This is a genomic window from Acidovorax sp. Leaf73, from assembly GCF_916855635.1.
Classification (GTDB): domain Bacteria; phylum Pseudomonadota; class Gammaproteobacteria; order Burkholderiales; family Burkholderiaceae_C; genus Acidovorax; species Acidovorax facilis.
Map to the genome: position 1 here is coordinate 522,859 of NZ_CAKASI010000002.1, position 24,582 is coordinate 547,440.

Genomic DNA, 24,582 nt, shown 5'->3' on the forward strand with positions numbered 1-24,582 from the left:
CAATAGGGCAATCACTCTGCGAACCTCACCCGGAACTTGATGGTAGATGCGCTGAGTCATTCTGTCGGGTACATAGCTAGCAAACTGGGAGTGAACCCGCTCAAGAGCTACGAGAAGCTTCTCTTGAGTCTGGGCACTAGCGAGGCCGGACTCGATGACAGCTTGTGCAACGGGCGGCAGACTTGATGAAGCCCACTCATTGCCTCTCGATGCGTCTGACGCAAGGTACTGTAAGTATGCGTCGAGATAGTAGAGTCGGGCGCGCGGCCCCATGTGGACCAGCGCCTCTGCGCACAGCATCGCGTTCTCATGGAACAACGCAATTGCCTCCCTTTGGGATTTTCCCTGGAAAATCTCTAGCGCGACTCGCTCATCAAGAGAGTCATGGATGTTGATCTCTTCAGGCGTGGGACAAGGCATGACTTGCGAACCTAACGTTGGAGATGAGGCGCAAACACCGGCGGCACGGCCTTGGCAAAGGCGCGCAAACGTTGAACGCCGGTGTTTGTCGCCTCGATTGACGGGTTAGGCAGCATTTTCGCGAAGGTAGTGAAGGATGTAGCCGGAATAGATGATTGAGCCAGCCTCGACCTCTGCTTTGAAGCAAGCCTCAAGTTCTTTCTCTGACGTGAACCCGTATTGAGCGAGGCGTTCATCGGCGAAGTTCGATAGACGCCAAATGTCGAACCCATTTGTTTCGCCGTTTGCACCGAAATCAAAATCTACCGAACCACCTTTGAGGTGTACTGCACAGCCAAAGCCGTGTTTGAAGTACTTCACTCCGCCCGCAAGGACACCTGTTTGCGGGACTTCATTACAAGCCCACGCATCATTGCTTTTCGGGCGAGCAATGCCGTTTTCTTCAAGGAGCCGCACAGCAGACGCGACTGACGAGAGGTAGTCTTCAATGAGCAGAGCGAGGCGCTTATCCATGCTGCCTAACGTGATGTATCCCGCAAACCTTGCGAAATACACTGGACCTTGCGCTTGCGAAGTATTCTGGACACGGATTCCTCCTGAAATTGGCTTACAGCCTGGGATTGCGGTCGCTGTGCTGTGCAAATATCCAGGTATAAAAATTCCGCGAAACCCGGCACGCCTCAGCCGAGCAAACTATAGCCTGCGACATCGCAGCAAGGCTGGGTGACCGAGACTCAGATTTCAGCCGCGAACAGGGTCAATGATCGGGTGTGGGAGTGGCGCTCACAGGCGCGCCTGGGCTCCAAGCGGACAAGCCTACCTCTTGATCGTGCAGTGGCAGTAGCCGACGGAAGCTGCGCTGGGGGCACTGGCCTCTGCGCCGTGCGAATGCTCATTGCGGTGTAGTCGCGCTACAGGCCCAACGCTCGCGCTGCGGCCCTTCTACTCCCTATGCCGCCAGCACATCCTGCAGCGCCCGCGTAGCAGCCAGTGCGCCCAGGCTCGACTCGGTAAACCCGCCATGCAGCACCACCCCGGTCGCTGCCTGCTTGGCCTCGTGCTTGGCCACGGCTGCCTGGTTGGCCACTTCCTCGGCATGCCGAAAACGCCCGGGCGTGATGCGCACCGCACCAATGGCCAGCGTGGTACACGGAAAGAACCGTGGCACCCCATGCCGGTCTTCGGCCTGGATGCCACCGGCGCGCCGGGCCTCGTCGTCAAACAGCGTGAGCGCTTCGCGGGCAAAGGCGTCCACGATGTTCTTGCAACGCTGCAGCCAGTTACTGCTCTGGAAGATCAGCATGAAATCGTCCCCACCCACATGGCCCACAAAGTCGCGCCGCGCGTCGCAGTGCGCCGTGGCCAGACGGGCGACGAGGCGGATCATCTGGTCGCCGCGCCAGTAGCCGTAGTGGTCATTGAAGGGCTTGAAGTTGTTCAGGTCGGCATAACACGCCACAAACTCGGTGTGGTGGTCCAGCAGGCGCTGCATGTGAAGGCTGATGGGGATGTTGCCGGGCAGAAAGGTCAGCGGGTTGGCATGGCGCGCGGCTTCGATGCGGGTCTCGGTCACGGCCCGCACCAGTTGGTCGCCCGTGCCCAGGCCCAGGTAGCGGCCGTTGTCGGTGACGATGTAGCCGTCGTTCAGATACCGCTGGTCCTGCGAGGTGAGGATGCCCACGAGCTGGTCCACGTCACAGTCGAGCTCGACCACACGCGGTGCCTGGTTGGCAAACGCCAGGCACGATTTGCGGCCATGCACCTCGCGAAAGTACAGCGTGGCGTAGTGGTTCATGAACTGCTGGCGGTTGATGAGCGCCACGGGGCGCGTGCCGTCCACCACGGCCAGCGCGTGCAGGTCGGTGCGCTCATGGAACATGGCGGCCACTGCATCGTTGCTGGTGGCGGGCGCGGCGGTGGGCGCCTGCACCACCAGCAGGCTGCGCAGGATGCCCGGGCGTGCGGTCTGGCCCAGGTGCGGCAGCACAGCCACGCGGCGGTCCTGCATCACTTCCTGTGCCGGGCTCTCCACGGCCTCACGCGGGGCCTTGGCAGGGCGGCCCAGCAGCCAGCCCTGGCCGTAAGGAACGTCCAGGTCCCGCAGTGCGCGCAGGTCGTCGCGTGTCTCGATGCCTTCGGCAATCAGCTTGGTGCCAAACATATGGGCTATGCCCTTGATGGCCTGCAGCATCTGCAGGTTTTCGGGCTGGTTGCTGATGTCGCGGATGAAGTATTTGTCGATCTTCACGAAGTCGGGCTTCACCTCGGACCACAGCCGCAGGCTGGAGCGGCCGTCGCCAAAGTCGTCCAGCGCCAGCCGCGCGCCGCAGGCGTGCACCGCCTTGATGGCCTGGCGCAGCTGGGGCATGTCGGTCACGCGCTCGTGCTCGGTGATTTCCAGCACCAGAAGGCGGGCGCTCACGCCAAAGCTGCGCACGGCCTCGCCCAGCATCGGCGCGCCCACCAGGGCTACCCCGTGCACCAGCGCGTCGGCGCTGATGTTCACAAACAGGCGGCCCGGCGCCTTCTGAACGCCCCACTGCTGCAAGGCGGTGAACACGCACAGCAGCTCGAAGTCCTGAAGGATGTGCTCGCGCCGCGCCAGCTCCAGCAAGGCATCGGGCGTGTGCAAAGGGGTGCCCTCGGGGCCCCGGATCAGGGCTTCGTGGGCATACACGCTGCCCTCGCGCAGGTCGGCCAGGGGCTGGAACACGCAGTGCAGGCCCCCTTCGCGCATGAGTTGTGCCAGAGGGCCCTTGCCATGGCGCGCAGCCGGGGACAGCAAGGCCATCATCGCCTCCAGTCGGCTCCAAAGGGGGTTGTGCGTCACGGTAGATGGGGGGCTCTGAGCAAGGTGCCCACGATATCGGCCGGGTGTGACAACCTTGTTACACACTGTTTCCGTCAGGTGGCAGGCCATTCCCTGGGGTGGACGTTCGGGGGGCATGCAGGTTGTTCATGCGTTGGCTCAACCCTGGCGCAGCGGCAGGGCTGCCGCGAGGGTTCGGTTTGATCTTGCTCAATGCCCAGCGGTCCGGGGCGCGGCACAGTCCGTCCCATGCTGCCCTCTACCTATTTCTCACTGCCCGCCGAAACCGAGGTGATTGCCGCCGGTGAAGTGCTGCGCAGGCGCAACGAGGTGCTGACGTCTGTGCTGCACCTCGAAAGTGGCCGCGTGCTGCGCGGTGTGCTCGACGATGGCTACCTGCGCCACCAGCTGGGGGCCGTGGAAGGGCCGTTCTGGCTGGACGCCGCGTCGGCCCTGATGGGCATGCCGCTGCCGGTGGACATGGTGGCCGATACCCGTGTGCAGGTGCGCCGCCTTCCCATCGAGGAGTTTCGCCGCAGCCTTGCAGAAATGCCGGCGGGTGCACGGGGCCTGTTGCTCGACATGGCTCAGGGCTACCGCCAGCAGTCCGAGCTGGCCGTGAGCCGCCTCGCGCAGGATGCCGAATCGCGCTGCGCGCAGTGGTTGCTCAACCACGCCCAGCCCGACCACAGCGGCACCATGCAGGTCACGCTGCACCAGCGCAAGCGCCTGATTGCGGCGCAGTTGGGCATCGCCCCCGAAACCTTCTCGCGCGTGCTGCGCCATCTGCGGGAGCTGGGCCTGATCCACGGCACGGGCAATGTGCTGAACCTGCCCCAGCCCCGGGCGCTGCAGTCGATGGCGGGTTGCTGAACTGAACCCAGTGTGGATGGCTTCGGCGCCGCGCGAAAAATAGCGCGCACCGCCTCTGCTACTGGCGCGCCGCCCGCCAGCGCACCCGTGGAACTGGCTTTGCCAGGCCACTGGGTGCGTCCCCCTCCGGGGGAAGCCGCGCAGCGGCTCAGGGGGGCTTCCTCGTCAGGGTTTGTCCTTGGGTTTCACTGAGGGTTCTACCCAAGCCCTGGGCTGCAGGGGCTGCGTATATTTGTTGGGACCTGTCCGGTTTGACCTGTCCCCATGCCCAACGCCACCCCTTTGCGCCCATCGGGCGCTCCCTGCGCGGAGTGTCCATGACGCCCCCGACCCACCCTGCGCCGCCACAGGACGCGCCGGGCTGGTCAATGCCCGGTCCGCTGGTGTTGCGGCTGGTGCTGGTGGCGGTGCTGGCCGTGGGGCTGTCGGGGGCGGTGTCGGCGTGGCTGGTCACGCGGGCCTCCGGGCAGGAGGCCATGCGGCGGGTGGTGAGCCAGCAGACCGATGAGGTCGAGGTGGTGGCCCGCTTGCTGGCCAGCAAGATCGAGCAAAGCCAGAAGGTGTTGCGCACGGTGGCTGCTGGTATTACGCCTGCCATGCTTGAATCACCCTCAGCCCTCGAATGGCTGCTGCAGCAGGGCCTGCCCGCCGTTCAGTTCTTTGATGCGATGCAGGTCGCCCGCGACAATGGAGAACTGCGGCTGAACTTGCGTGGGGGGCGGCTGGACAAGGCCTCCAACCTGGACCCCGCCGAGCGCGATGCGCTGCGCCGCACGCTCATCGACGGCAAGCCGCTGGTGTCCGAGCTGATTGCCGGGCGCACCAGCGACGCGCGTGTGATGTTCACCATGCCGCTGCACCGCGAAGACGGCACTGTGCTGGGTGTGGTGGCAGGTGCGTTGCGCCTGCAATCGCAGGGCCTGCTGCCGCCGTCCATGACGCTGCCCGCGCGCGATGATTCTCGGCTGCTGGTGTTTACGCGCGACGGCACCATCCTCTCGCACTCGGACCCGACCCGCATCATGGGCAAGGTGAGCGACGAGACGGGCCTGGCGCCCGTCTACAGCCGCTGGCTGGAGCAGGCCCAGCCAGTGGTAGGGCGGGGCACGACCCATCTTGAAGACCAGCATATCGTCAGCATGGCGGGCATGCCGCTGCCGCAATGGATCGTGGCGCGGGTCAGCCCCTCGCAGGCGCTGCTGGCGCCCCTGCAGGGCGCGCAGCGCGAAGCCTGGTGGCTGGCCGCCGCCAGCATGGCGCTGTGCATGCTGCTCGTGGCCGGGCTGATGGCCTGGATGGCGCAGCCGCTGGCGCAGCTCACGCACAGTGCCCGCCAGCTGCTGCGGCGCAGCACGCGTGCTGGCCCGCCGCAAGGCACCGTCGCCTGGCCACGTGCGGGGGGGGAAGTGGGCGAACTGGTGCAAATGTTCCAGGGCATGGTGCAGCAGGGCAGCCTGCAGCAGCAGCACAAGGCCACGCTGGACGGGCAGTTCCAGGCCGTGCTGGACAGTGCCTCCGTGGGCATCGTCATCTCGCGCCACGGCATCCTGGAGGTGGTGAGCCGGCAGGCCTGCCTGATGCTGGGCTACACCGAGGGCGAACTGCAGGGCCATCCGGCGCGCACCCTGTATGCCAACGATGCCGAATACGGCCGCATTGGCGAGCGTGTGCAGGCCGAGTTCGCCGCACATGGCGCCTTCGATGGCGATGTCTGCTTCATGCGCAAGGATGGCACCCCCGTGTGGGCCCGCGTGCAGGGCCGTGGTGTGCGGCCCGACGAGATGGCAGGCGGCACCGTCTGGATTCTGGAGGACATCACCGCTGCACGCGAGGCACAGATGCAGCAGGCGTGGGAGCGCACGCACGATGCCCTGACCCAGCTTTACAACCGCAATGCGTTTGACGAGCGTCTGGGCCTGCTGCTGGCCGAACACTCGATGCGCCCGCGCGCACCGGATGCAGACAGCAGCGAAGCAGCCGGGGACGGCGTGGTGCTGTTTCTGGATCTGGACCACTTCACCGTGGTCAATGACATTGCCGGGCATGACGCGGGCGACGACGTGCTGCGCCATGTGGCCCGCTTGCTCGAATCCCAGGTGCGCCAGATTGGCTGGGCCGCGCGGCTGGGCGGCGACGAGTTTGCGGTGGTGCTGCCCGGGTGCGCGCTGGCACGGGGCCAGGCGGTGGCGGAGCAGCTGCGCGCCTCGGTACAGGCGTGGGAGCCTTCGTACCAGGGGCGCAGCTTCACGCTGGGGGTGAGCATCGGGTTGGTGGTGCTGGATGCGAGTCTGCAGGATGTGCCGTCGGTGCTGTATGCGGCCGACATGGCGTGCTACGACGCCAAGCGCGCGGGGCGCAACCGGGTAGAGACGCGCCATGCGAGCCAGGCGACGGCGTCGGGGCGGATGGCGCTGGGAGCGGCGTGAGCAGATTCCAAAAGATTTTGGGGTGTAGCGCTGGCTGGTAATGCGCTGACAGCTATCTTTTTTGAAGTCTATGGTTTGGAGAATGCTGAGGAGTGCACGGTGGCGCTTGCTCGCATCCCAAGCACGCCCGAGACAAGCACTACAGGCTGTATGCTATAAAAATGGTAGCTATTTACGCTTGTCTGGTAAGCGGTAGAGCCAAAAAATCTCACAAAATCCGCCCGTGCCACCACACCGACAGCCCGGCTGCCAGCAACGCCAACGTCGCCCCCAGCAACGCCAGCAATGACGAGATTTCGGTTTCCCGCTTCTCCACCGTCAGCCGTGAGCTGAGCGTCTCGTACACCTTCTTCAAATCCGCGGCGGTGGCCGCGTGGAAGTACTCGGCGTTGGTGCGCGTGGCCACGGCCTTCAGGGTTTCTTCGTCCAGCCGCACCCGCATGGACCAGCCTTCAAAGCCGATGGTCTCCCCCGCCACCGTACCCACGCCCACGGTGTACACCCGCACCCCCCGGTCGGCCGCCCATTTGGCGGCCTCCAGCGGGTCCACGCCGGTGGTGCGCTGGCCGTCGGTCAGCATGATGATGGCGGCCGAGGTGTAGGAGCCGGGCGCCACAGGTGTGAACGCCTTGGCCGGGTCTTGCTTGCCAATTTCGTCAATGGGTTTGGGTCGCATGGCCTGGCGGCCGCCCAGGGCGGAGATGTCGATGCCCGCGTCGGGGAAGATGGTGGCCAGCGACAGCATGATGCCGTTGCCCGTGGCCGTGCCGCGCTGCAGCTGAAAGCTGTCGATGGCTTTGACGAGGTCTTCGCGGCTTTGCGTGGGCAGCTGGGCCAGCTGGGCGCTGCCGGCAAACGCCACGATGCCCACACGCACATGGCGGGGCAGCTCGGCGATGAAGGCCTTGGCGGCGTTCTGCGCAGCGGTGAGGCGGTCGGGCTCCACATCGGCGGCGCGCATGCTGCCCGAGACATCCATGGCCAGCATGATGGTCTGGTCCTGCGAGGGCAGGGTGATGACGGCCAGCGGGCGTGCGGTGGCCAGCAGCAGCGCCACCAGCGCCAGCAGAAAGAGTGCGGGCGGGATGTGGCGGCGCAGGTTCTGGCCGGGGCCCATGGCCTCGCGCACCAGCGACAGGCTGGAATAGCTCAGCGCCGTTTTCTTGCGCCGGTGCAGCAGCCACCAGTACATCAGCACCAGCAGGGGCACGACCAGCAACAGCCAGAGCAGGGTGGGCCAGAGAAAAACCATGGTGTGTTCCTTCGGGCGGGGACGTGGTTCGTTCAGGCGGCGTGCTGCGCCGGATCTGCAGCGCGGGAGGGCGCGGCTCGGGAGGTGCGTACCCGGCGCTGGCGCAGGTCCATGAAACGCAGCAGGGCATCGACCAGATCGTCGTCGGTGCACAGCTCCAGCGTGTCGGCGCCCGCGCGGGTCAGGCCTTCGCGTAGCACGGCCTCGCGCTCGGCCGCCAGGCGGGCGAAGCGGCGGCGAAAGCCCGCGTCGTGGGTGTCCACCTGCAGCTGCTCGCCGCTTTCGGCATCGCGCAGCGTGATGAGGCCCACATCGGGCAGTTCCAACTCCAGCGGGTCGAGCAGGCGCACGGCCACCACGTCGTGCCGCTGGGCGAGTTGGGCCAGGGGCTTTTCCCAGCCGGGTGCGCTGATGAAGTCGGACACCACAAACACCGTGGAGCGGCGGCGCAGGTTGGCCAGGCCCGTTTGCAGCAAACGGTGCAGTTCTGTGGCGCCTCCGCCGGGTTTGGATGTGCCGGTGGCAGGGGCGGGCGGTGTCAACAGCCTGTGCACCAGATGCAGCACATGGGCGCGGCTGTTGCGGGGCGGTAACACCGCATCCACAGCGCGGGCGGGTGCATTGCCTGCGCCGTAGAGCATGGCGCCCACGCGGTTGCCGTGGCGCGTCAGCAGGCGCGACAGCACGGCCACAAAGCCGGTCAGGATGTCGCGCTTGGCGTTGCCCTGCGGGCCGAAGTTGATGGACGGGCTCAGGTCCAGCAAAAACCAGGCGGACATCTCGCGGTCTTCGGTGAACACGCGCACGTGGGGGATGTTCAGGCGTGCAGTGACGTTCCAGTCGATGTGGCGCACGTCGTCATGCGGCTGGTACTCGCGCAGGTCGGCCAGGTCCAGGCCGCTGCCGCGCATCAGCGTGCGGTAGTCGCCCTGCAGCAGGCCGTCCAGGCGGCGGATCACCTTCCACTCCAGCTCGCGCAGTAGCCGGTCCGCCTGCCCCGGCAGGGTGGGCAGCGTGTGGACCGTGGCTGAAGTGGTGTCAGGCAACTTTTTGCTCATGATGCAGAGGCCGAGCAGGCGCCGGTATCTTGGCCATGATGCGCTTGACGAGGGCATCGGCATCCAGCCCTTCGGACAGCGCTTCGTACGAAAGCGCGATGCGGTGGCGCAGCACGTCGGCCGCCAGGTCGGTCATGTCTTCGGGCAGAACATAGTTGCGCCCGCGCAGCATGGCCAGGGCCTGGGCGCCCTCTGCGAGGGCAATGGTGGCGCGCGGGCTGGCGCCGCAGCTTATGTAGCCCTCCAGGTCCTTGAGGCCATGCCGCGTGGGCTCGCGGGTGGCGGCCACCAGCTTCACGGCGTATTGCAGCATTGACGGGTCTACATACACGGTGCGGCATTCGGCCTGCAGCGCCGCCAGCTGCGCGGTGGTGGCCACGGGCAGCACCTGCACGGGCACATCGAGCGCGCGCTGGGCGATCACGAACTCTTCTTCCTCGGACGGATAGCCCAGCAGCACTTTCATCATGAAGCGGTCCACCTGGGCTTCGGGCAGCGCGTAGGTGCCTTCGGTCTCGATGGGGTTCTGGGTGGCCATGACCAGGAAGGGCTCGGGCACCTTGTGGGTCTCGCCCGCAATGGTCACCTGGCGCTCCTGCATCACCTCCAGCAGGGCGCTTTGCACCTTGGCTGGGGCGCGGTTGATTTCATCGGCCAGCAGCAGGTGGGTGAAGACCGGGCCCAGCGTGGTGCTGAACTCGCCGGTCTTCTGGTTGTACATGCGCGTGCCCACCAGATCGGCGGGCACCAGGTCGGGCGTGAACTGGATGCGCTTGAAGCTGCCCTGGATGGTGCTGGCCAGCGTCTTCACCGTCAGCGTCTTGGCCAGGCCCGGCACACCTTCGACCAGCAGATGGCCCTGGGCGAGCATGGCCACCATGACCCGCTCCAGAAAGCGGTCCTGGCCCACCACCACGCGCTTGACTTCGTAGAGCACCTGCTCCATCAGGGTGGCGGTGGCGGCGTTGTTCATGGCAGAGGGCGATGGGGTGGTTTCCATGGTGCTCCTTGTGAAGGTTCGGGATCAGAAGGGGGGCATGCCAACGGCGGAAGCGGCGTTCTCGATGGGCACCGCAAACCCGATGCCGATAAAGGTGCGTGCCGACGTGGGGTTCAGGATGGCGGTGACGATGCCCACCACCTCGCCATCGAGCGTGACCAGTGGGCCACCGGAGTTGCCGGGGTTGGCCGCAGCATCGAATTGGATCAGGTTGCTGAGCTGGCGCTTGCCTTCGGGCGAGGTGAATTCGCGCTGGAGGCCCGAGACCACGCCCGCTGAGGCCGAAGGCCCGATGCCGAACGGGAAGCCCACGGCCACCACGTGGTCGCCGGGGCGCAGGTCCTGGGTGGAGCGCAGCGGGGCTGCGAAGAGGTCATCGGGTACTTTGTGGGCTTGCAGCACGGCCAGGTCGTTTTCGGGCTGGGCGCCCGTGATGCTGGCGGTGGTTTCCAGGCCATCGTGGAAGGTGATTGCAATGCGGTCTGAGCCCGCCACCACGTGCAGGTTGGTCAGGATGATGCCTTTGTCCACAATCACCACGCCCGTGCCAATGCCGCGTTCCACCTCTTCCTTGCCGTTTTTGCTGCGGCCGTAGCCCACCACGCGCACGATCGAGGGAGAGATCGATTCCACAGCGCGGGCGGCGGCGGAGGGCGGGGTGGTCGTCTCCAGCGTGCGCAGCACGGCGGCGTCGATGTCTTCCTGGGTGATCCGCTGGGCGGCGGGGCGCTGGTGCAGCCACAGGCTGTAGAGCAGCAATGTGGTCAGCAGCGCGATCAGCGCCCACAGGGCGTACAGATGGCGCCGCGACAGAGCCGTGCCCGCCACAGGCTTGATGGCAGGGTTTGGAAAGGGCTCCATCACACTGGCCGCAGGTTGTTCGGTGGGCGCAGGCGCTTTTTCAACCGGCTCGGGCGGGGAGCGGCGGGTGTGGCGGGAGCTGCTGTAGAGGGCGGGCCGGGGCATCCTGTCACCTTTTCTACGGAAGACGCCGCGAGACGGCGCACGGTTTTCACGTTAGCACGGATCGCTGCAGAGTGCACTTGCAAGGTTTCACGCCGAGGGAGCGGTCGGGGCTGATCGGGCTGATGGGGCTGATGGGGCATCATCACCCAATGACTGTCTGGATCGATACCCATTGCCACCTGGATGCGCCCGAATTTGACCCCGACCGTGATGCCGTGCGTGCCCAGGCGCGGGCCCAGGGCGTGGCCCATTGTGTGATTCCGGCGGTGGAGCGCAGCAACTGGGTCACGGTGCGCGCCCTGGCCCATCGGCATGGCGATAGCTATGCGCTGGGCATTCACCCCCTTTACACAGGGCGCGCGCACGACGCAGATCTGGAGCTGCTGGCGCAGGAACTGGAGCAACACCGGGCTGACCAGCGTCTGGTGGCCATCGGAGAGATTGGCCTGGATTATTTTGTGCCCGGCCTGGACCCAGCCCGGCAGGAGCAGTTCTATCGCACGCAGCTGCAACTGGCACGGCGGTTTGACCTGCCCGTAATCCTGCATGTGCGCCGCTCGTCCGACAAATTGCTCAAGGGCTTGCGGGAGCTGCCGGTACAAGGCGGTATCGCCCATGCCTTCAACGGCAGCGTGCAGCAGGCGCAGGCGTTCATCGCCCTGGGCTTCAAGCTGGGGTTTGGCGGCGCGATGACCTACGACCGGGCGCTGCAGCTGCGTCGCATGGCGGCAGAACTGCCCGCAGAGGCCCTGGTGGTGGAGACCGATGCGCCGGACATCCCGCCCCATTGGTTGTATGCCACCGCCGCCCAGCGGCTCGAAGGCCTGCCCCAAGGGCGCAATGCACCCGGCGAACTCCCGCGCATTGCAAGCGCATTGGCCGAGCTGCGCAGTCAGCCGCTGGAGGATTTGGCGGGTATCACCTGTGCCAATGCGCTGGTGGCGCTGCCCCGGTTGCAGGCTCTGGTCTCCGTCTGATCCACCAATTGGTAGGTTTTTAGGAGGCCAGCGCTTTGTGGTAAAGGGTTTACAGCTATAGTTTTTTTTGAGGATGTCGCGGGGTTGCTGACGGGTTTCGGTTCAGAATCGGCGGATGCCCGACGCCGCTCTGACGCAGCCCCCTCCGCTCCCTGATGCTCCGGCGCCAGCTCCGCCGGTGCGCCTCCAGGGGCTGCCGCCGGTGGTGTCTGCAGGCACGGTGGTGCTGGTCCTCGGAAGTTTTCCGGGGGCTGCCTCCTTGCGGCTGCGCCAGTACTACGCACACCCGCAAAACCATTTCTGGAAGATCTTGCAAGCGCTGTGGCCGCACCATCCCTTGCCGCCCGCAGGGGCCGAAGGGTATGCCGCACGTTGCGACTGGTTGCTGGCAAGGGGGCTTGGCCTGTGGGATGTGTATGAGAGCTGCGAGCGGGAGGGCAGCATGGACACCAGCATCCGCAATGCGCAGGTCAACGACTTTGCGCGCCTGCAGACGGTATGTCGGCAGCTCGCCGCCGTCGCCCACAATGGGGGTGAGAGCTTCAAGCATGCCCCGGCGGTGCTCAGCAGCTTCCGGCCCCCCCGCGCTGCGGCGCATGATGATGTGCTTTCCGATCAGCGCGTGGGCACGGGTTCCGGGCCTGGTTCCGCCCGCTCTATCGCATCGCACCGTCTGCCCTCGACCAGCCCGGCCAATGCCTCCTGGAGTTTTGAACGTAAATTGGCTGCCTGGGCGGACCTGATGGCGGCCCACCGCCTGCTTTGATTGTTGTGAATGACCCGCAAAAAAGAAAAATCACAAGAACTGCCCGAAGTCAGCGTCTCTGATGACGGCGAAGTGCGCCACCTGCACCTGGGCACCCCGTGGATTCAGGGGTCCATGCGCGTTGCAGAGCCTTTTGAACTGGAACTGGAGTACGTGCAGCGCATGATGGCGTGGCTGTTGTTTGCCGACCTGCCCCAGGTGTCCAAGGGGCATGCCATGCAGCTCGGGCTGGGGGCCGGTGCCATCACCAAGTTCTGCCACAAGAAGCTGCGCATCTGCACCACGGCCATCGAGCTCAACCCACAGGTCTTGGCGGTGTGCCGGCAGTGGTTCAAGCTGCCGCCCGATGGCCCCAAGCTGCGGGTGGTGCTGGCCGATGCGGCGCAAGAGATCAAGAACCCCATGTGGCAGGGCACGGTGGATGCGCTGGCGGTGGACCTGTACGACCATGAGGCCGCAGCGCCGGTGCTCGACAGCGCAGACTTCTACGCCGACTGCCGCGCCTTGCTGACCGACACGGGGTGCATGACGGTCAACCTGTTCGGGCGGGCGTCCAGCTTTGAGCGCAGCCTGCAGAGCATGGCGGCGGCCTTTGGTGACAAGGCACTCTGGGCCTTCAAGCCCACGCGAGAAGGCAACACCGTGGTGCTGGCCCAGAAGACGCCAACGCGCCCCAAGCGGGCGGAACTCGACGTGCAGGCGCAGGCCATCCAGGCGCGCTGGGACCTGCCGACCACCAAATGGCTGCGGGCATTCAATCCCGTCGCGGCCTGAGCCCCCGGGCCGCCCACAGCCCCGTTTCGGAAAGGTATCTGATGAAAACAATCTCCGCTTCCCTGGCCAGCACTGCGGCGCGACCCTACGTCGGTCCGGTGGACTGGCGACGTATGGTGCAGTGGCTCAGCGATGACGAAGTCATCTCCCAGGAAGAAGCTCAACGCACCATCGCCCGCTGCTCGCAGGCGGAAAGCTCCCAGCATGCGCTGGTGCGCCTGGCCAACGTGGCCATGGAACGTGCCAGCGATGGCAAGCCGCTGGACATTGAGGCGCTTTCCGAGTACCTCGCCAAGCGCGCGGGCCTGCCCTATTTGCGCATCGACCCGCTCAAGGTGGACGTGGGGCGCGTGGCCGAAACCATGAGCGCCACCTATGCAGAGCGCCACAAGGTGCTGCCCGTGCAGGTCACCCCCAAGGAAGTGGTGGTGGCTACGGCCGAGCCCTTCATCGAAGACTGGGTGGCGGAGGTGGAGCGCCAGTCCCGGCGCACCGTGCGCCGCGTGGTGGCCAGCCCGCTGGACATTCACCGGTTTACTGCAGAGTTTTTTGCCCTGGCAAAGTCCGTGCGTGCCGCGCAGAAGGCAGGGGGCAACTCCGGGGGCAGCAGCTTCGAGCAGCTGGTGGAACTGGGCAAGAGCAACAAGCAGCTCGACGCCAACGACCAGGGCGTGGTCAAGGTGGTGGACTGGCTCTGGCAATATGCCTTTGACCAGCGCGCGAGCGACATCCACCTGGAACCCCGGCGCGACCAGGGCGTGATCCGCTTTCGCATTGACGGCGTGCTGCACCCGGTCTACCAGATGCCCATGGGTGTGCACAACGCCATGGTCTCGCGCATCAAGCTCCTGGGCCGCATCGACGTGGTGGAAAAGCGCCGTCCGCAGGACGGCCGCATCAAGACGCGCAACCAGCGCGGGGACGAGGTGGAAATGCGCCTGTCCACGCTGCCCACGGCGTTTGGCGAGAAGATGGTCATGCGGATCTTTGACCCGGACAATGCCGTCAAGGATCTGGACGCCCTGGGCTTTGCCCAGCACGATGCCGAGCGCTGGGAGGCGCTGGTCAAGCGCCCGCACGGCATCATTCTCGTGACGGGGCCGACGGGCTCGGGCAAGACCACCACGCTGTATTCCACCTTGAAGCGGGTGGCGACCGAAGAGGTGAACGTGAGCACGGTGGAAGACCCGATCGAAATGATCGAGCCCAGCTTCAACCAGACCCAGGTGCAGCCCCAGCTCGACTTCAACTTTGCCGAGGGCCTGCGTGCCCTCATGCGCCAGGACCCGGACATCATCATGGTGGGCGAAATCCGCGACCTGGAGACGGCCGAGATGGCCATCCAGGCTGCGCTGACCGGGCATCTGGTGTTCTCCACACTGCACACCAACGACGCCCCGTCGGCCATCACCCGCATGATGGAACTGGGGGTGCCCCCCTATCTGCTCAATGCCACGCTGCTGGGGGTGCTGGCCCAGCGGCTGGTGCGCACGCTGTGCAAGCAATGCAAACAAAAGGACGAAACGGCGCAGCGCGAAACGCTGGTGGAGGTGGTCAAGCCCTGGAAGCTCAGTGGCGGCTACCACCCCTACAAGCCCGTGGGCTGCGTGGACTGCCGCATGGGTGGATTTCGGGGGCGCATGGGCCTGTATGAATTGCTCACCGTGACCGAGGCGCTCAAGGAGAAGATCAACCAGGCGCCCTCGATCGACCAGTTGCGCCGCCAGGCCGTGCAGGACGGCATGCGGCCCTTGCGTCTGGCAGGCGCGCTGCGGGTGGCAGAGGGCCTGACCACGCTGGACGAGGTGATTGCTGCGACACCGCCGCTGGAGTAAGACCTTGAACCAGCTCCGCAGGAGCAAGGGATGTCCTGCATAACTCCCTGCGGTCTGTGATAGCGCGGTCTCGGGCAGTCCGCTGCGTTGCTTTTCTTGCCAATAGCCATGCTATTGGCCGCAAAAAGACGCCTTGCGGCCTTTCCCGATCCGCACTACCACCGACGCGCGAGGGTTATGCAAGACATCCCAAGCGTTACCGGATGTAGGTGGAATCCACATCCGCGCGGGCCTTGGTTGCACGCACAATCGCGCAGTCGAGATTTCCCGCCAAGGAGACAATTCGTGAAAATCAAAAGTCAAAAAGACTTCTTTGCCGGCCTCATGTTCATGGGGGTTGGTGTTGCGTTTGCGTGGGGAGCCACCACGTACAACGTCGGAAACGGGGCCCGCATGGGCCCGGGTTACTTCCCGCTGCTGCTGGGTATCTTGCTGGCCATCATCGGCGGCGCGATCACCTTCAAGGCCACCACGGTCGAAACCCAAGACGGTGACAAGATTGGAAAGTGGGCCTGGAAGCCGCTGTTCTTCATCCTGGCTGCCAACTTTGCGTTCGGTATCCTGCTGGGCGGCTTGCCCAGCATAGGTGTCCCGGCGATGGGCCTCATCGTGGGCATCTATGCACTGACCTTCATCGCAAGCCTGGCGGGCCAGGAGTTCCACGCGAAGTCCGTGTTCATCCTGGCCACCGTGTTGGCCATTGGCAGTTACGTGGCATTCGTCTGGGCGCTCAAGCTGCAGTTCCCTGTGTGGCCGAGTTTCATCACGGGTTGAGCAGGAGCACCGACCATGGAATTATTTGACAACCTCGCGATGGGTTTTGGCGTCGCGTTCACGTTCCAAAACCTCATTTACTGCTTTGTGGGCTGCTTGCTGGGCACGCTCATTGGTGTGTTGCCCGGCATCGGCCCGGTGGCCACCATTGCCATGCTGCTGCCAGCCACCTACGCGCTGCCGCCCGTGGCTGCGCTGATCATGCTGGCCGGTATCTATTACGGTGCGCAGTACGGTGGCTCGACCACTGCCATTCTTGTGAATCTGCCGGGCGAGTCCTCGTCGGTGGTAACCGTGATCGACGGCTACCAGATGGCGCGCAAGGGCCGTGCAGGCCCTGCGTTGGCGGCGGCGGGCCTGGGCTCGTTCTTTGCCGGCTGTGTGGGTACGCTGATCCTGGCGGCCTTCGCACCTCCGTTGACCGAAGTGGCGTTCAAGTTCGGCCCTGCCGAGTACTTCTCGCTGATGGTGCTGGGCCTCATTGGTGCCGTGGTGCTGGCTTCGGGCTCGCTGCTCAAGGCCGTGGCCATGATCGTGCTGGGCCTGCTGATGGGCCTGGTGGGTACCGACGTGAACTCGGGTGTGGCCCGTTTCAGCTTCGACATTCCTGAACTGACCGACGGCATCGGCTTTGTGACCATCGCCATGGGTGTTTTCGGCTACGGCGAGATCATTGCCAACCTCTCGCGCCCTGACGATGAGCGCGAAGTGTTCACTGCCAAGGTGGAAGGCCTGTTCCCCACCAAGGACGACTTCAAGCGCATGATTCCTGCCGTGCTGCGGGGCACGGCGCTGGGTGCCGCCCTGGGTATCCTGCCCGGTGGTGGGGCATTGCTTGCTGCGTTTGCGGCCTACACCGTGGAGAAGAAGACCAAGCTCCAGCCCGGTGAAGTGCCTTTTGGCCAGGGCAACATCCGTGGTGTGGCAGCGCCTGAGTCGGCCAACAATGCCGGTTCGCAGACTTCCTTCATCCCGCTGCTGACGCTGGGTATCCCCCCCAACGCCGTGATGGCGCTGATGGTGGGTGCCATGACGATCCACAACATCCAGCCTGGTCCCCAGGTGATGACGAGCAATCCCGAGCTGTTCTGGGGCTTGATCGCCTCGATGTGGCTGGGCAATGCCATGCTGATCATCTTGAACCTGCCGCTGATCGGCATCTGGATCAAGCTGCTCACGGTGCCCTACCGGTGGCTGTTCCCGTCCATCGTGCTGTTCTGCGCCGTGGGTGTGTATTCGACCAACAACAACACCTGGGACATCTGGATGGTGGGTGCGTTTGGGCTGGTGGGCTACATCTTCCACAAGCTGGGCACCGAACCCGCACCTCTGCTGCTGGGCTTCATCCTGGGCCCGATGATGGAAGAGAACCTGCGCCGCGCGCTGCTGCTGTCGCGTGGCGACTGGAGCGTGTTCGTCACGCGTCCGCTTTCGGCAGGCCTGCTGGCTGCTGCGGCACTGCTGCTCATCATCGTGCTGCTGCCTTCGGTGAAGAGCAAGCGCGAGGAAGCCTTCGTCGAAGACTGACGGCACGGCCTTTTCCATCCGACTCCAGAACAACGGCACCTTCGGGTGCCGTTGTTTTTTGGCGATCTGCAGCCGCAGCACGCCCTCAGCGCCAGTACACAATGGCGGGCAAGAGGCCCGCATGTCCACTCCATTCCATCTGCCACAGCATCCCCACCGGGCGATGCTGCACAACGAAATCCACGCCCGTCCGCCCGAGGCCATGACGGCCCCGCTGGCCATTGCACACATCGTGATGCTGGCCGATGCCGCAGGGCGTGAAGCGAGCCGGGCCCATGTGGCGGCTCTGTTGCGCGACCACCACCTGGCATTGCCCGATGCGGACACCACGCACCTGCGCATGGACCTGGGGGCTTACCGTATGCGCTGGGAGCTGCACACCGAATTTGTGTCCTGGACCTTCATGGTGCCCATGGCGGCCGACGCCTTTGGCGAGCGGGAGCCGGCCAGCGCCGCAGACGCGGTGCCCCGCGGGTGGCTGGCGGCTTTGCCCGGGCACTGTCTGTGCAGCCTGAACCTGTGGGTACTGCCCACCCACACCTTCGGTTCGGGGTCGCTGGTCAAGCATGTGCTGCATGAGGACACGCTGGTGGCCTCCACGGTGGCCGACGGGCATGGCGAGGTCTACACCGATTTTGCGATCCACGCCGATGGGTTCTCGCGCATGGTGCTGCTCGCGGGCGGCATGACGCAGCGCCGCCTGGGCCGCCTGGTGCAGCGCCTGCTCGAAATCGAGACCTACCGCATGGCTGCCTTGCTGGGCCTGCCCGCTGCGCGCGAGGCCGCCAGTGTGCTGGCTTTTGCCGAACGCGAACTGGCCGAACTGGCCGACGCCATCCGCACCGCCAACCGTGACGCAGAGCCTGCGCTGCTGGACCGCCTGACCCGTCTGGCCGGGCAGGTGGAGAGCCAGTATGCGGCCACCCACTCGCGTTTTTCGGCCAGCAGCGCGTACTTCGAACTGCTGGACAAGCGCATTCAGGACATTGCCGAATCGCGCCTGGCCGGGATGCAGACGATTCGGGAATTCATGGACCGGCGCCTCACGCCTGCACGCAGCACCTGCGAATGGGCGGCGCGGCGCCAGGATGCGCTGTCGCAACGTGTCTCGCGCATGAGCAACCTGCTGCGCACCCGCGTGGAGATCGAGCAGCAGCAAAGCAGCCAGGCGCTGCTGACCACCATGAACCACCGGCAGGATTTGCAGCTGCAGATGCAGTCCACGGTGGAGGGCCTGTCGGTGGCGGCCATCACGTACTACATCGTGGGCCTGGTGAGCTACCTGGCCAAGGGGGCGCAGAAGCTTGGTTGGCCCCTGTCGCCGGAAACCACGGCGGCCATCGCCATTCCGGTGGTGGCGGGCGGCGTGTGGTGGTCGCTGAGGCGGCTGCATCACCGGGTGTTCCGCAAGCACGGCTAGCAGGGATCCACAAGAAGACAGCTCAGCGCACCGCGGCGTGCTGAGTGCTGAGCAGGGATGCTGGGGGTGGGGCCAAGCCCGACGGGCAGGCAGGCCCTTGTCGCACGCCCGGTGTGCGGACATGGCACGCGACCCATAATGGCTCGATGCACTTCAGCTACACCCACCCCTATGCCAGCACCCGCCTGCCGGTGTTTGCGCGCAATGTGGTTTCCACCTCGCATCCGTTGGCCGCCCAGGCGGGCCTGCGCATGCTGCAGCAGGGCGGCAATGCCGTTGATGCTGCTGTGGCGGCGGCAGCGGCCATGACGATCTGCGAGCCCGTGAGCAATGGGCTGGGCAGCGACGCGTTCTGCATCCTGTGGGACGGACAGGCCCTGCACGGGCTCAATGCCTCGGGCCGCGCCCCTGCGGCCTGGACACCCGGGTACTTTCACAGCCGCTACGGCAAGAGCCCGGCGAGCCCTCCCAAACGCGGGATCGATTCCGTCACTGTGCCGGGTGCCGTCAGCGCGTGGGTCACCCTGTCTGAGCGTTTCGGCAAGCTGCCCTTTGCCGCGCTGATGGAGCCCGCCGCCGAGATTGCCGAGCGTGGCTACCTGGTGCCGGTGGTGGTGCAGCAAAAATGGGCCGCTGCAGTGCCTGAGCTGCAGTCGCGGCCGGGGTTTGCGCAAAGCTTCATGCCCTGGGGCCGCGCGCCGCAGGTGGGGGAGCTGTTCCAGTTTGCCGCCGCAGCCCGTGCGCTGCGCGCCATCGGGGCCACACAGGGCCAGGCGTTCTACACGGGCGAAATTGCCCAGGCGCTGGTCGCCTTCTCGCAGGCCCAGGGCGGCAGCCTGACGCTGGTGGATCTGGCAGCACACCGCCCTGAATGGGTTACGCCCATTGCCCGCAACTACCGAGGCTATACCCTGCACGAGATCCCGCCCAACGGGCAGGGCATCGCAGCGCTGATTGCGCTGGGCATCCTGGACCGATTCGATCTGGCGAGCCATCCCGTGGATGGCGCAGCGTCCCAGCATCTGCAGATCGAGGCCATGAAGCTCGCATTTGCCGATGTGTACCGCCATGTGGCCGAGCCATCGTCCATGGAGGTGACCCCCGCGCAAATGCTCGATGACGCGTACCTGGCCTCCCGTGCCAAACTCATCGACATGAACAAGGCGCAGGATTTCGGGGCTGGCAATCCGGTCAAGGGTGGCACGATCTACCTCACTGCGGCCGACGAAAACGGCATGATGGTGAGCTTCATCCAGAGCAACTACATGGGCTTCGGCTCGGGTTGTGTGGAGCCCACCTTTGGCATCAGCCTGCAGAACCGGGGCCAGGCGTTCAGCACCGACCCGGCGGGCCCCAACCCAGCCAACCTGGTGGCGCCCGGCAAGCGACCGTTTCACACAATCATCCCCGCCTTCCTCACGCAAAACGGCCAGCCTGTGATGAGCTACGGAGTGATGGGCGCCAACATGCAGCCACAGGGCCACATGCAAACCCTGGTGCGCATGCTGGACTACGGCCAGAACCCGCAGGTGGCTTGCGACGCACCACGCTGGCGCTTCAATGAAGGGCTGTCGATCAACGTCGAGGCCGCCATGCCCGCCGCGACGGTGCAGGGCCTGCTGGGCCTGGGGCACCGCATGGAGGTGATCCAGGATTCCTACCAGGACTTTGGCGCCGGCCAGTTCATCTGGCGCATGGGCGACCCCAAGGTGCAGGGCTATGTGGCCGCCAGCGATCCGCGTCGCGACGGCCAGGTGGCGGGGTATTGATGGAACACCCCCTGAGTCGCTTCGCGCCTTCCCCCTCTCTCTACGCGCTGCGCGCTACGGGAGGGGGACGCGGCCAGCGGCCTGGCAAAGCCAGTTCCGCGGCCACCTCGCGTCAGGACGTGCCAGTTTCATGGGCTGTGCTGTCGCGCAGCGCAATGAATAACTGAATATAGAAAAAAGTGGCTCCATCGCAATCTGAACAAGCGCAAGCAGCTACAAAAAACGTAGCAACTGGTCTCGCCCTGGCCCTGCTGGGCTCCATCGCCTTCAGCGGCAAGGCCATCATCGTCAAGCTGGCGTACCGCCATGGTGTTGATGCGGTCACGCTCATCATGTACCGCATGCTGTTTGCGCTGCCCATCTTTGCCGTGATGGCTTGGTGGGCCAGCCGGGGCAAGCCCCCCCTGACCCGCAAGGACTGGCTGGGCGTGCTGGGCCTGGGGCTCACGGGCTACTACCTGGCGAGCTTTCTGGACTTTGCAGGGCTGGCCTACATCAGTGCCAGCCTGGAGCGCCTGATCCTGTATCTCAACCCCACGCTGGTGGTAATGCTGGGCTGGGTGCTGTATCGGCGCAGCATCACCTGGGGGCAGGCGGTGGGCATGCTGATCAGCTACTGCGGCGTGGTGCTGGTGTTCGGCCACGAAGCCAACCTGCAGGGCACCAACGCAGCCTGGGGCACCCTGCTGGTGTTCCTGAGTGCGGTGAGCTATGCCATCTATCTGGTCTACAGCGGCGAGATGGTGCGGCGCCTGGGTTCGCTGCGGCTGGTGGGACTGGCCACCACCGTGGCGTGCCTGCTATGCCTGCTGCAGTTTGTGGTGCTGCGGCCCTTCAGTGCTGCCGTGGTGGCACCCGAGGTGATCTGGCTGTCCGTGCTCAACGCCACGCTCTGCACGGCTGCGCCCGTGCTCATGGTGATGATGGCCATTGAGCGCGTGGGCGCTGGAATGACCGCGCAGACCGGCATGGTGGGGCCGCTGTCCACCATCCTCATGGGGGTCTGGATTCTGGGTGAGCCGTTTACGGTGTGGGTGGCTGCGGGCACGGCACTGGTGATCACGGGTATTTTTGTGTTTACCCAATTGGCGCGCCGCCAAGCGCCCTGACCTGGCAGCGGAGAGCGGGTGCGCGCTCTCCTTGGGGGTGATTTATCCCGCCTTCTTTGCCGCTGCAGGCCGGGCAGAGGGTGCTGGCGCATTGGCAGGCGCACTGCCGCCCAGGCGCTGTGCAATCGATGCGCGCGACCCGCCCAGCCCATCGAGCTGGCGGCCCATGGATTGCTCCAGGTAGTCCAGGCGGGCCTGTGCCGCGGGGTGGGTGGACATCGTCAGCGTGAACATGGGGTTGTCCGGCGTGACGGTGCGCAGCTGCTGCAGCACTGAGACCAGACCGTAGGGGTCAAAACCCGCCTTGGCCGCCAGCGACACCCCGGTGCGGTCCGCCTCGAATTCGTCGGACTGGCTTAGCCCCTTGGTGTATACGGTGCGGAACAGCGACAGCAGCTGGTCCTTGACGAGCTGCCCGGCGATGTTGCTGGTGCGGATCTGCGAAGCCAGCAGTTGCGTGCCGACCCCCGCCATGGCGCTTTGCCGGATGGCCTGGAGGTGGTGTTTGGAGGTCACGTGCGTGATCTCGTGCGCCAGGATGCCCGCCAGCTCGGACTCGTCGGCGCAGCGGTCAATGAGCCCCTTCGTCACGAACACATAGCCGCCCGGCGCGGCAAAGGCGTTGTAGCCTGCGTCGTCCAGCACCACAAAGGTCCAGGGCAGTCCGGGGCGCGACGACTGCAGGCTCACCCACCGGCCCAGGCGGTTCACATAGCGCTGCAGCGCCATGTCCGGGTGGGCGGGCTTGGCGCCCAGCAGCAGGGCGGCCAGCTGGCGGCCGATCTCGATTTCCTTGGCCTCGTCGATGTTCTCCATCGACTGCGTGAGCAGGCTGATCAGATCGTCACCCTGCGCCGCCGGAGCGGCTTTGCCCCCCGTGATGGCCGAGCCCAGCCCGCCCCCCAGGGAGTTGAGGATGTTCATCACGTTCTGGCTGTGGGCGGCCAGGGGCGCTGCGGCGAGCAGCGCGCACAAGGCTGCCGTCTGCGCGCGGCGTTTCCAGGTGGAATTCCGGTTCATGGCCATTTCCTCAGTTAGGGCTGTAGTTGGGGTCGGAGGGGTTGCTGGACCCGCTGCCGGAGCCCCGACTGGATGTGGGCAGTGCTGGCTGCGCCAGGGCGGGCACATCCCGGGATTGCAGGGACGCCGAGCTGGCGAACTGGCGCGCCTGGTCGGCATTCACCCGCAGGCTTTCTGCCCGGCCGACAGCAGCAGGATTGGGCTGCGCATTGGCGATGTCTTCAGCATCCAGGCCACGAATGCCCACCGTGGAGGTGGCCGTGGTGGTGGAGCCGCTGTTGCCGCCAAACAGCCCGCCCAGGCCTCGCAGGCCGCTGGTGGCGGCGTTGTTGGTGGGCGTGGCCGACCCCGACTGCGGTCCCAGGTCGAACATGTGCACCCAGCCGGTGGCGCCTTGCTGTGTGCTCACCTTGGTCCAGGGGCCCTTGCGCTCGTTGCTGCGCGTGACCACGGTGTTGGCCTCCAGCGGGGCCACGCTCGCACCGCTGTCGGCGGGGGTGTCGCGCAACTGGGTGGCACGCTTGACCACGGCCGCCTCCTGCGCATGCGCGCTACCTGCCAGGGGTGCCAATGCGGCCCATGCCAGCCAGGTGGCCAGGGCTCCGCGGTGCAGCCAATTCATGTTGCAGCTCTCCACTTATGATGATCTGTGAATGCTGCGGCTTGCAGCAGAACCGGAGATTGTTATGGATTTGGGTATCGCAGGCAAATGGGCGCTGGTGTGTGGCGCGAGCAAGGGTTTGGGCTATGGCTGTGCGCTGGCCCTGGTGCGTGAGGGCGTCAACGTGGTCATCAACGCCCGCAATGCCCAGGCGCTGGAGCAGGCTGCTACACAATTGGTAGCTGAAGGCGCAATGCAGGAAGGCGCTGGCGGCCAAAAAAGCTCCAAACCGACGGTGCTGGCGGTAGCTGCTGACATCACCACCGCCGAGGGCCGTGCTGCCGTGTTCTCCGTGACAGGTGGCCCGGGCCGTGACTTTGACATCGTGGTGACAAATGCCGGCGGTCCGCCAACGGGCGACTTCCGCGACTGGGACCGCGATGCATGGATCAAGGCCGTGGACGCCAACATGCTCACCCCCATCGAACTGATCAAGGCCACAGTGGACGGCATGGCTGCGCGAGGCTTTGGCCGCATCGTCAACATCACCTCCAGCGCGGTGAAGGCGCCCATCGACATCCTGGGTCTGTCCAACGGCGCGCGCAGCGGGCTCACGGGCTTTGTGGCGGGGGTCTCGCGCAGCAAGATCGCTGCACGGGGCGTCACCATCAACAACCTCTTGCCCGGCAAGTTCGACACCGACCGACTGGCCGCCACCGTGACCGCTGCTGCCGGTAAGGCTGGCAAGAGCGTGGACGATGTTCGCGCGCAACAGCAGGCCCAGATTCCGGCAGGGCGGTATGGCACGGCGCAGGAGTTTGGTGCCATCTGCGCTTTCCTGTGCAGCCAGCAGGCGGGTTATATGACCGGGCAGAACGTGCTGGCGGACGGCGGCGCTTATCCTGGGACCTTCTGACCCGGGTTGAGACAGAAGGTCAACCCGTCGTCTGTGGTCACTGGCGGGCGAAGGAGATTCCCTGGCGGCAGGGCGTGGCGTTTTGCAGACAGCTTTGCCCGCCGAGGGGGAAAACTTGGTGAAGAATGGTGCCCCAGCATTCCAACCCGAAAGTACCGGAACATGACACCGCGCATCCCTCCCCAGGGCGGCCTTCCAGACCTCTATGCGATCCATGGATGCCGCTGGGGCGCTGGCATGGCCCTGGGCATGAAGGGTGCGCGGCGGTGGCCGTCCACTGCCCCCCGGTT

General features: G+C 65.4%; 20 protein-coding genes. 12 read left to right on the forward strand and 8 right to left on the reverse strand.

Annotated elements, in window-relative coordinates; genetic code table 11:
• Positions 1-525 precede the first annotated feature (525 nt).
• Both LPA35_RS08775 and LPA35_RS08780 read right to left on the reverse strand, forming a co-directional pair.
• Positions 526-933, reverse strand: coding sequence for a hypothetical protein (locus LPA35_RS08775; RefSeq protein ID WP_228896523.1), 408 nt, complete (start codon positions 931-933; stop codon positions 526-528).
• 436 nt (positions 934-1,369) lie between these two features.
• A complete protein-coding gene (locus LPA35_RS08780; RefSeq protein WP_228896820.1) occupies positions 1,370-3,214 on the reverse strand; it encodes a phosphodiesterase in 1,845 nt (614 codons plus the stop codon).
• Positions 3,215-3,478: 264 nt separating this feature from the next.
• On the opposite strand from LPA35_RS08780, the gene LPA35_RS08785 reads away from it, so the two are divergent.
• Complete coding sequence (locus LPA35_RS08785; RefSeq protein ID WP_055401449.1) at positions 3,479-4,102, forward strand: Crp/Fnr family transcriptional regulator; 624 nt, start codon at positions 3,479-3,481, stop codon at positions 4,100-4,102.
• Between the two features lie 317 nt (positions 4,103-4,419).
• Complete coding sequence (locus LPA35_RS08790) at positions 4,420-6,528, forward strand: diguanylate cyclase domain-containing protein (RefSeq protein WP_228896525.1); 2,109 nt, start codon at positions 4,420-4,422, stop codon at positions 6,526-6,528.
• A gap of 208 nt (positions 6,529-6,736) precedes the next feature.
• Here LPA35_RS08790 and LPA35_RS08795 read toward each other — a convergent pair whose 3' ends face one another.
• The 4 genes from LPA35_RS08795 to LPA35_RS08810 are packed head-to-tail and all read right to left on the reverse strand — an operon-like array spanning position 6,737 to position 10,804.
• On the reverse strand, positions 6,737-7,780 hold the full coding sequence (locus LPA35_RS08795; protein WP_121420892.1) for a VWA domain-containing protein: 1,044 nt from the start codon (positions 7,778-7,780) through the stop codon (positions 6,737-6,739).
• Positions 7,781-7,812: 32 nt separating this feature from the next.
• Positions 7,813-8,838, reverse strand: coding sequence for a DUF58 domain-containing protein (locus LPA35_RS08800; RefSeq protein WP_228896527.1), 1,026 nt, complete (start codon positions 8,836-8,838; stop codon positions 7,813-7,815).
• Entirely contained in the window at positions 8,819-9,838 is a 1,020-nt protein-coding gene (locus LPA35_RS08805) for a MoxR family ATPase (protein ID WP_228896529.1), read from the reverse strand. Before LPA35_RS08805 ends, LPA35_RS08800 begins: the two co-directional genes overlap by 20 nt.
• A gap of 24 nt (positions 9,839-9,862) precedes the next feature.
• On the reverse strand, positions 9,863-10,804 hold the full coding sequence (locus LPA35_RS08810; protein ID WP_228896531.1) for a S1C family serine protease: 942 nt from the start codon (positions 10,802-10,804) through the stop codon (positions 9,863-9,865).
• A 149-nt stretch (positions 10,805-10,953) separates the two neighbouring features.
• Between LPA35_RS08810 and LPA35_RS08815 the strand changes: the two genes are divergently transcribed.
• From LPA35_RS08815 to LPA35_RS08855, 9 genes are all read left to right on the forward strand, one after another.
• Entirely contained in the window at positions 10,954-11,781 is an 828-nt protein-coding gene (locus LPA35_RS08815) for a TatD family hydrolase (RefSeq protein ID WP_228896533.1), read from the forward strand.
• Between the two features lie 115 nt (positions 11,782-11,896).
• The gene (locus tag LPA35_RS08820; RefSeq protein ID WP_228896535.1) at positions 11,897-12,547 is read left to right on the forward strand and encodes a DNA-deoxyinosine glycosylase; all 651 of its coding nucleotides are present in this window, start codon (positions 11,897-11,899) and stop codon (positions 12,545-12,547) included.
• Between the two features lie 9 nt (positions 12,548-12,556).
• Positions 12,557-13,321 (forward strand): spermidine synthase, encoded by a 765-nt coding sequence (locus tag LPA35_RS08825; protein ID WP_228896537.1) that lies wholly within the window; start codon positions 12,557-12,559, stop codon positions 13,319-13,321.
• Between the two features lie 41 nt (positions 13,322-13,362).
• Positions 13,363-15,156: a GspE/PulE family protein gene (locus LPA35_RS08830; RefSeq protein ID WP_055401463.1), complete on the forward strand. Its 1,794-nt coding sequence runs from the start codon at positions 13,363-13,365 to the stop codon at positions 15,154-15,156.
• A 285-nt stretch (positions 15,157-15,441) separates the two neighbouring features.
• Complete coding sequence (locus tag LPA35_RS08835; RefSeq protein WP_055401465.1) at positions 15,442-15,930, forward strand: tripartite tricarboxylate transporter TctB family protein; 489 nt, start codon at positions 15,442-15,444, stop codon at positions 15,928-15,930.
• A gap of 15 nt (positions 15,931-15,945) precedes the next feature.
• Positions 15,946-17,457, forward strand: coding sequence for a tripartite tricarboxylate transporter permease (locus tag LPA35_RS08840; protein WP_055401467.1), 1,512 nt, complete (start codon positions 15,946-15,948; stop codon positions 17,455-17,457).
• A 163-nt stretch (positions 17,458-17,620) separates the two neighbouring features.
• Entirely contained in the window at positions 17,621-18,877 is a 1,257-nt protein-coding gene (locus LPA35_RS08845; protein WP_228896822.1) for a DUF3422 domain-containing protein, read from the forward strand.
• A 146-nt stretch (positions 18,878-19,023) separates the two neighbouring features.
• On the forward strand, positions 19,024-20,646 hold the full coding sequence (locus LPA35_RS08850; RefSeq protein WP_228896539.1) for a gamma-glutamyltransferase family protein: 1,623 nt from the start codon (positions 19,024-19,026) through the stop codon (positions 20,644-20,646).
• Between the two features lie 179 nt (positions 20,647-20,825).
• A complete protein-coding gene (locus LPA35_RS08855; RefSeq protein WP_228896543.1) occupies positions 20,826-21,755 on the forward strand; it encodes a DMT family transporter in 930 nt (309 codons plus the stop codon).
• Positions 21,756-21,797: 42 nt separating this feature from the next.
• Here the strand turns inward: LPA35_RS08855 and LPA35_RS08860 are convergent, their stop codons facing one another.
• Together LPA35_RS08860 and LPA35_RS08865 are read right to left on the reverse strand one after the other, a co-directional pair.
• Entirely contained in the window at positions 21,798-22,775 is a 978-nt protein-coding gene (locus tag LPA35_RS08860) for a M48 family metalloprotease (protein WP_228896545.1), read from the reverse strand.
• A 10-nt stretch (positions 22,776-22,785) separates the two neighbouring features.
• Entirely contained in the window at positions 22,786-23,397 is a 612-nt protein-coding gene (locus LPA35_RS08865; protein WP_121505639.1) for an SH3 domain-containing protein, read from the reverse strand.
• A gap of 64 nt (positions 23,398-23,461) precedes the next feature.
• On the opposite strand from LPA35_RS08865, the gene LPA35_RS08870 reads away from it, so the two are divergent.
• On the forward strand, positions 23,462-24,292 hold the full coding sequence (locus LPA35_RS08870) for an SDR family oxidoreductase (protein WP_228896549.1): 831 nt from the start codon (positions 23,462-23,464) through the stop codon (positions 24,290-24,292).
• Positions 24,293-24,582 lie beyond the last annotated feature (290 nt).

Bases quoted from the DNA above. Each gene is read 5' to 3' on its own strand.
- LPA35_RS08775 (WP_228896523.1), bottom strand. From the start codon at position 933: ATGGATAAGCGCCTCGCTCTGCTCATTGAAGACTACCTCTCGTCAGTC.
- LPA35_RS08780 (WP_228896820.1), bottom strand. From the start codon at position 3,214: ATGATGGCCTTGCTGTCCCCGGCTGCGCGCCATGGCAAGGGCCCTCTG.
- LPA35_RS08785 (WP_055401449.1), top strand. From the start codon at position 3,479: ATGCTGCCCTCTACCTATTTCTCACTGCCCGCCGAAACCGAGGTGATT.
- LPA35_RS08790 (WP_228896525.1), top strand. From the start codon at position 4,420: ATGACGCCCCCGACCCACCCTGCGCCGCCACAGGACGCGCCGGGCTGG.
- LPA35_RS08795 (WP_121420892.1), bottom strand. From the start codon at position 7,780: ATGGTTTTTCTCTGGCCCACCCTGCTCTGGCTGTTGCTGGTCGTGCCC.
- LPA35_RS08800 (WP_228896527.1), bottom strand. From the start codon at position 8,838: ATGAGCAAAAAGTTGCCTGACACCACTTCAGCCACGGTCCACACGCTG.
- LPA35_RS08805 (WP_228896529.1), bottom strand. From the start codon at position 9,838: ATGGAAACCACCCCATCGCCCTCTGCCATGAACAACGCCGCCACCGCC.
- LPA35_RS08810 (WP_228896531.1), bottom strand. From the start codon at position 10,804: ATGCCCCGGCCCGCCCTCTACAGCAGCTCCCGCCACACCCGCCGCTCC.
- LPA35_RS08815 (WP_228896533.1), top strand. From the start codon at position 10,954: ATGACTGTCTGGATCGATACCCATTGCCACCTGGATGCGCCCGAATTT.
- LPA35_RS08820 (WP_228896535.1), top strand. From the start codon at position 11,897: ATGCCCGACGCCGCTCTGACGCAGCCCCCTCCGCTCCCTGATGCTCCG.
- LPA35_RS08825 (WP_228896537.1), top strand. From the start codon at position 12,557: ATGACCCGCAAAAAAGAAAAATCACAAGAACTGCCCGAAGTCAGCGTC.
- LPA35_RS08830 (WP_055401463.1), top strand. From the start codon at position 13,363: ATGAAAACAATCTCCGCTTCCCTGGCCAGCACTGCGGCGCGACCCTAC.
- LPA35_RS08840 (WP_055401467.1), top strand. From the start codon at position 15,946: ATGGAATTATTTGACAACCTCGCGATGGGTTTTGGCGTCGCGTTCACG.
- LPA35_RS08845 (WP_228896822.1), top strand. From the start codon at position 17,621: ATGCTGCACAACGAAATCCACGCCCGTCCGCCCGAGGCCATGACGGCC.
- LPA35_RS08850 (WP_228896539.1), top strand. From the start codon at position 19,024: ATGCACTTCAGCTACACCCACCCCTATGCCAGCACCCGCCTGCCGGTG.
- LPA35_RS08860 (WP_228896545.1), bottom strand. From the start codon at position 22,775: ATGAACCGGAATTCCACCTGGAAACGCCGCGCGCAGACGGCAGCCTTG.
- LPA35_RS08865 (WP_121505639.1), bottom strand. From the start codon at position 23,397: ATGAATTGGCTGCACCGCGGAGCCCTGGCCACCTGGCTGGCATGGGCC.
- LPA35_RS08870 (WP_228896549.1), top strand. From the start codon at position 23,462: ATGGATTTGGGTATCGCAGGCAAATGGGCGCTGGTGTGTGGCGCGAGC.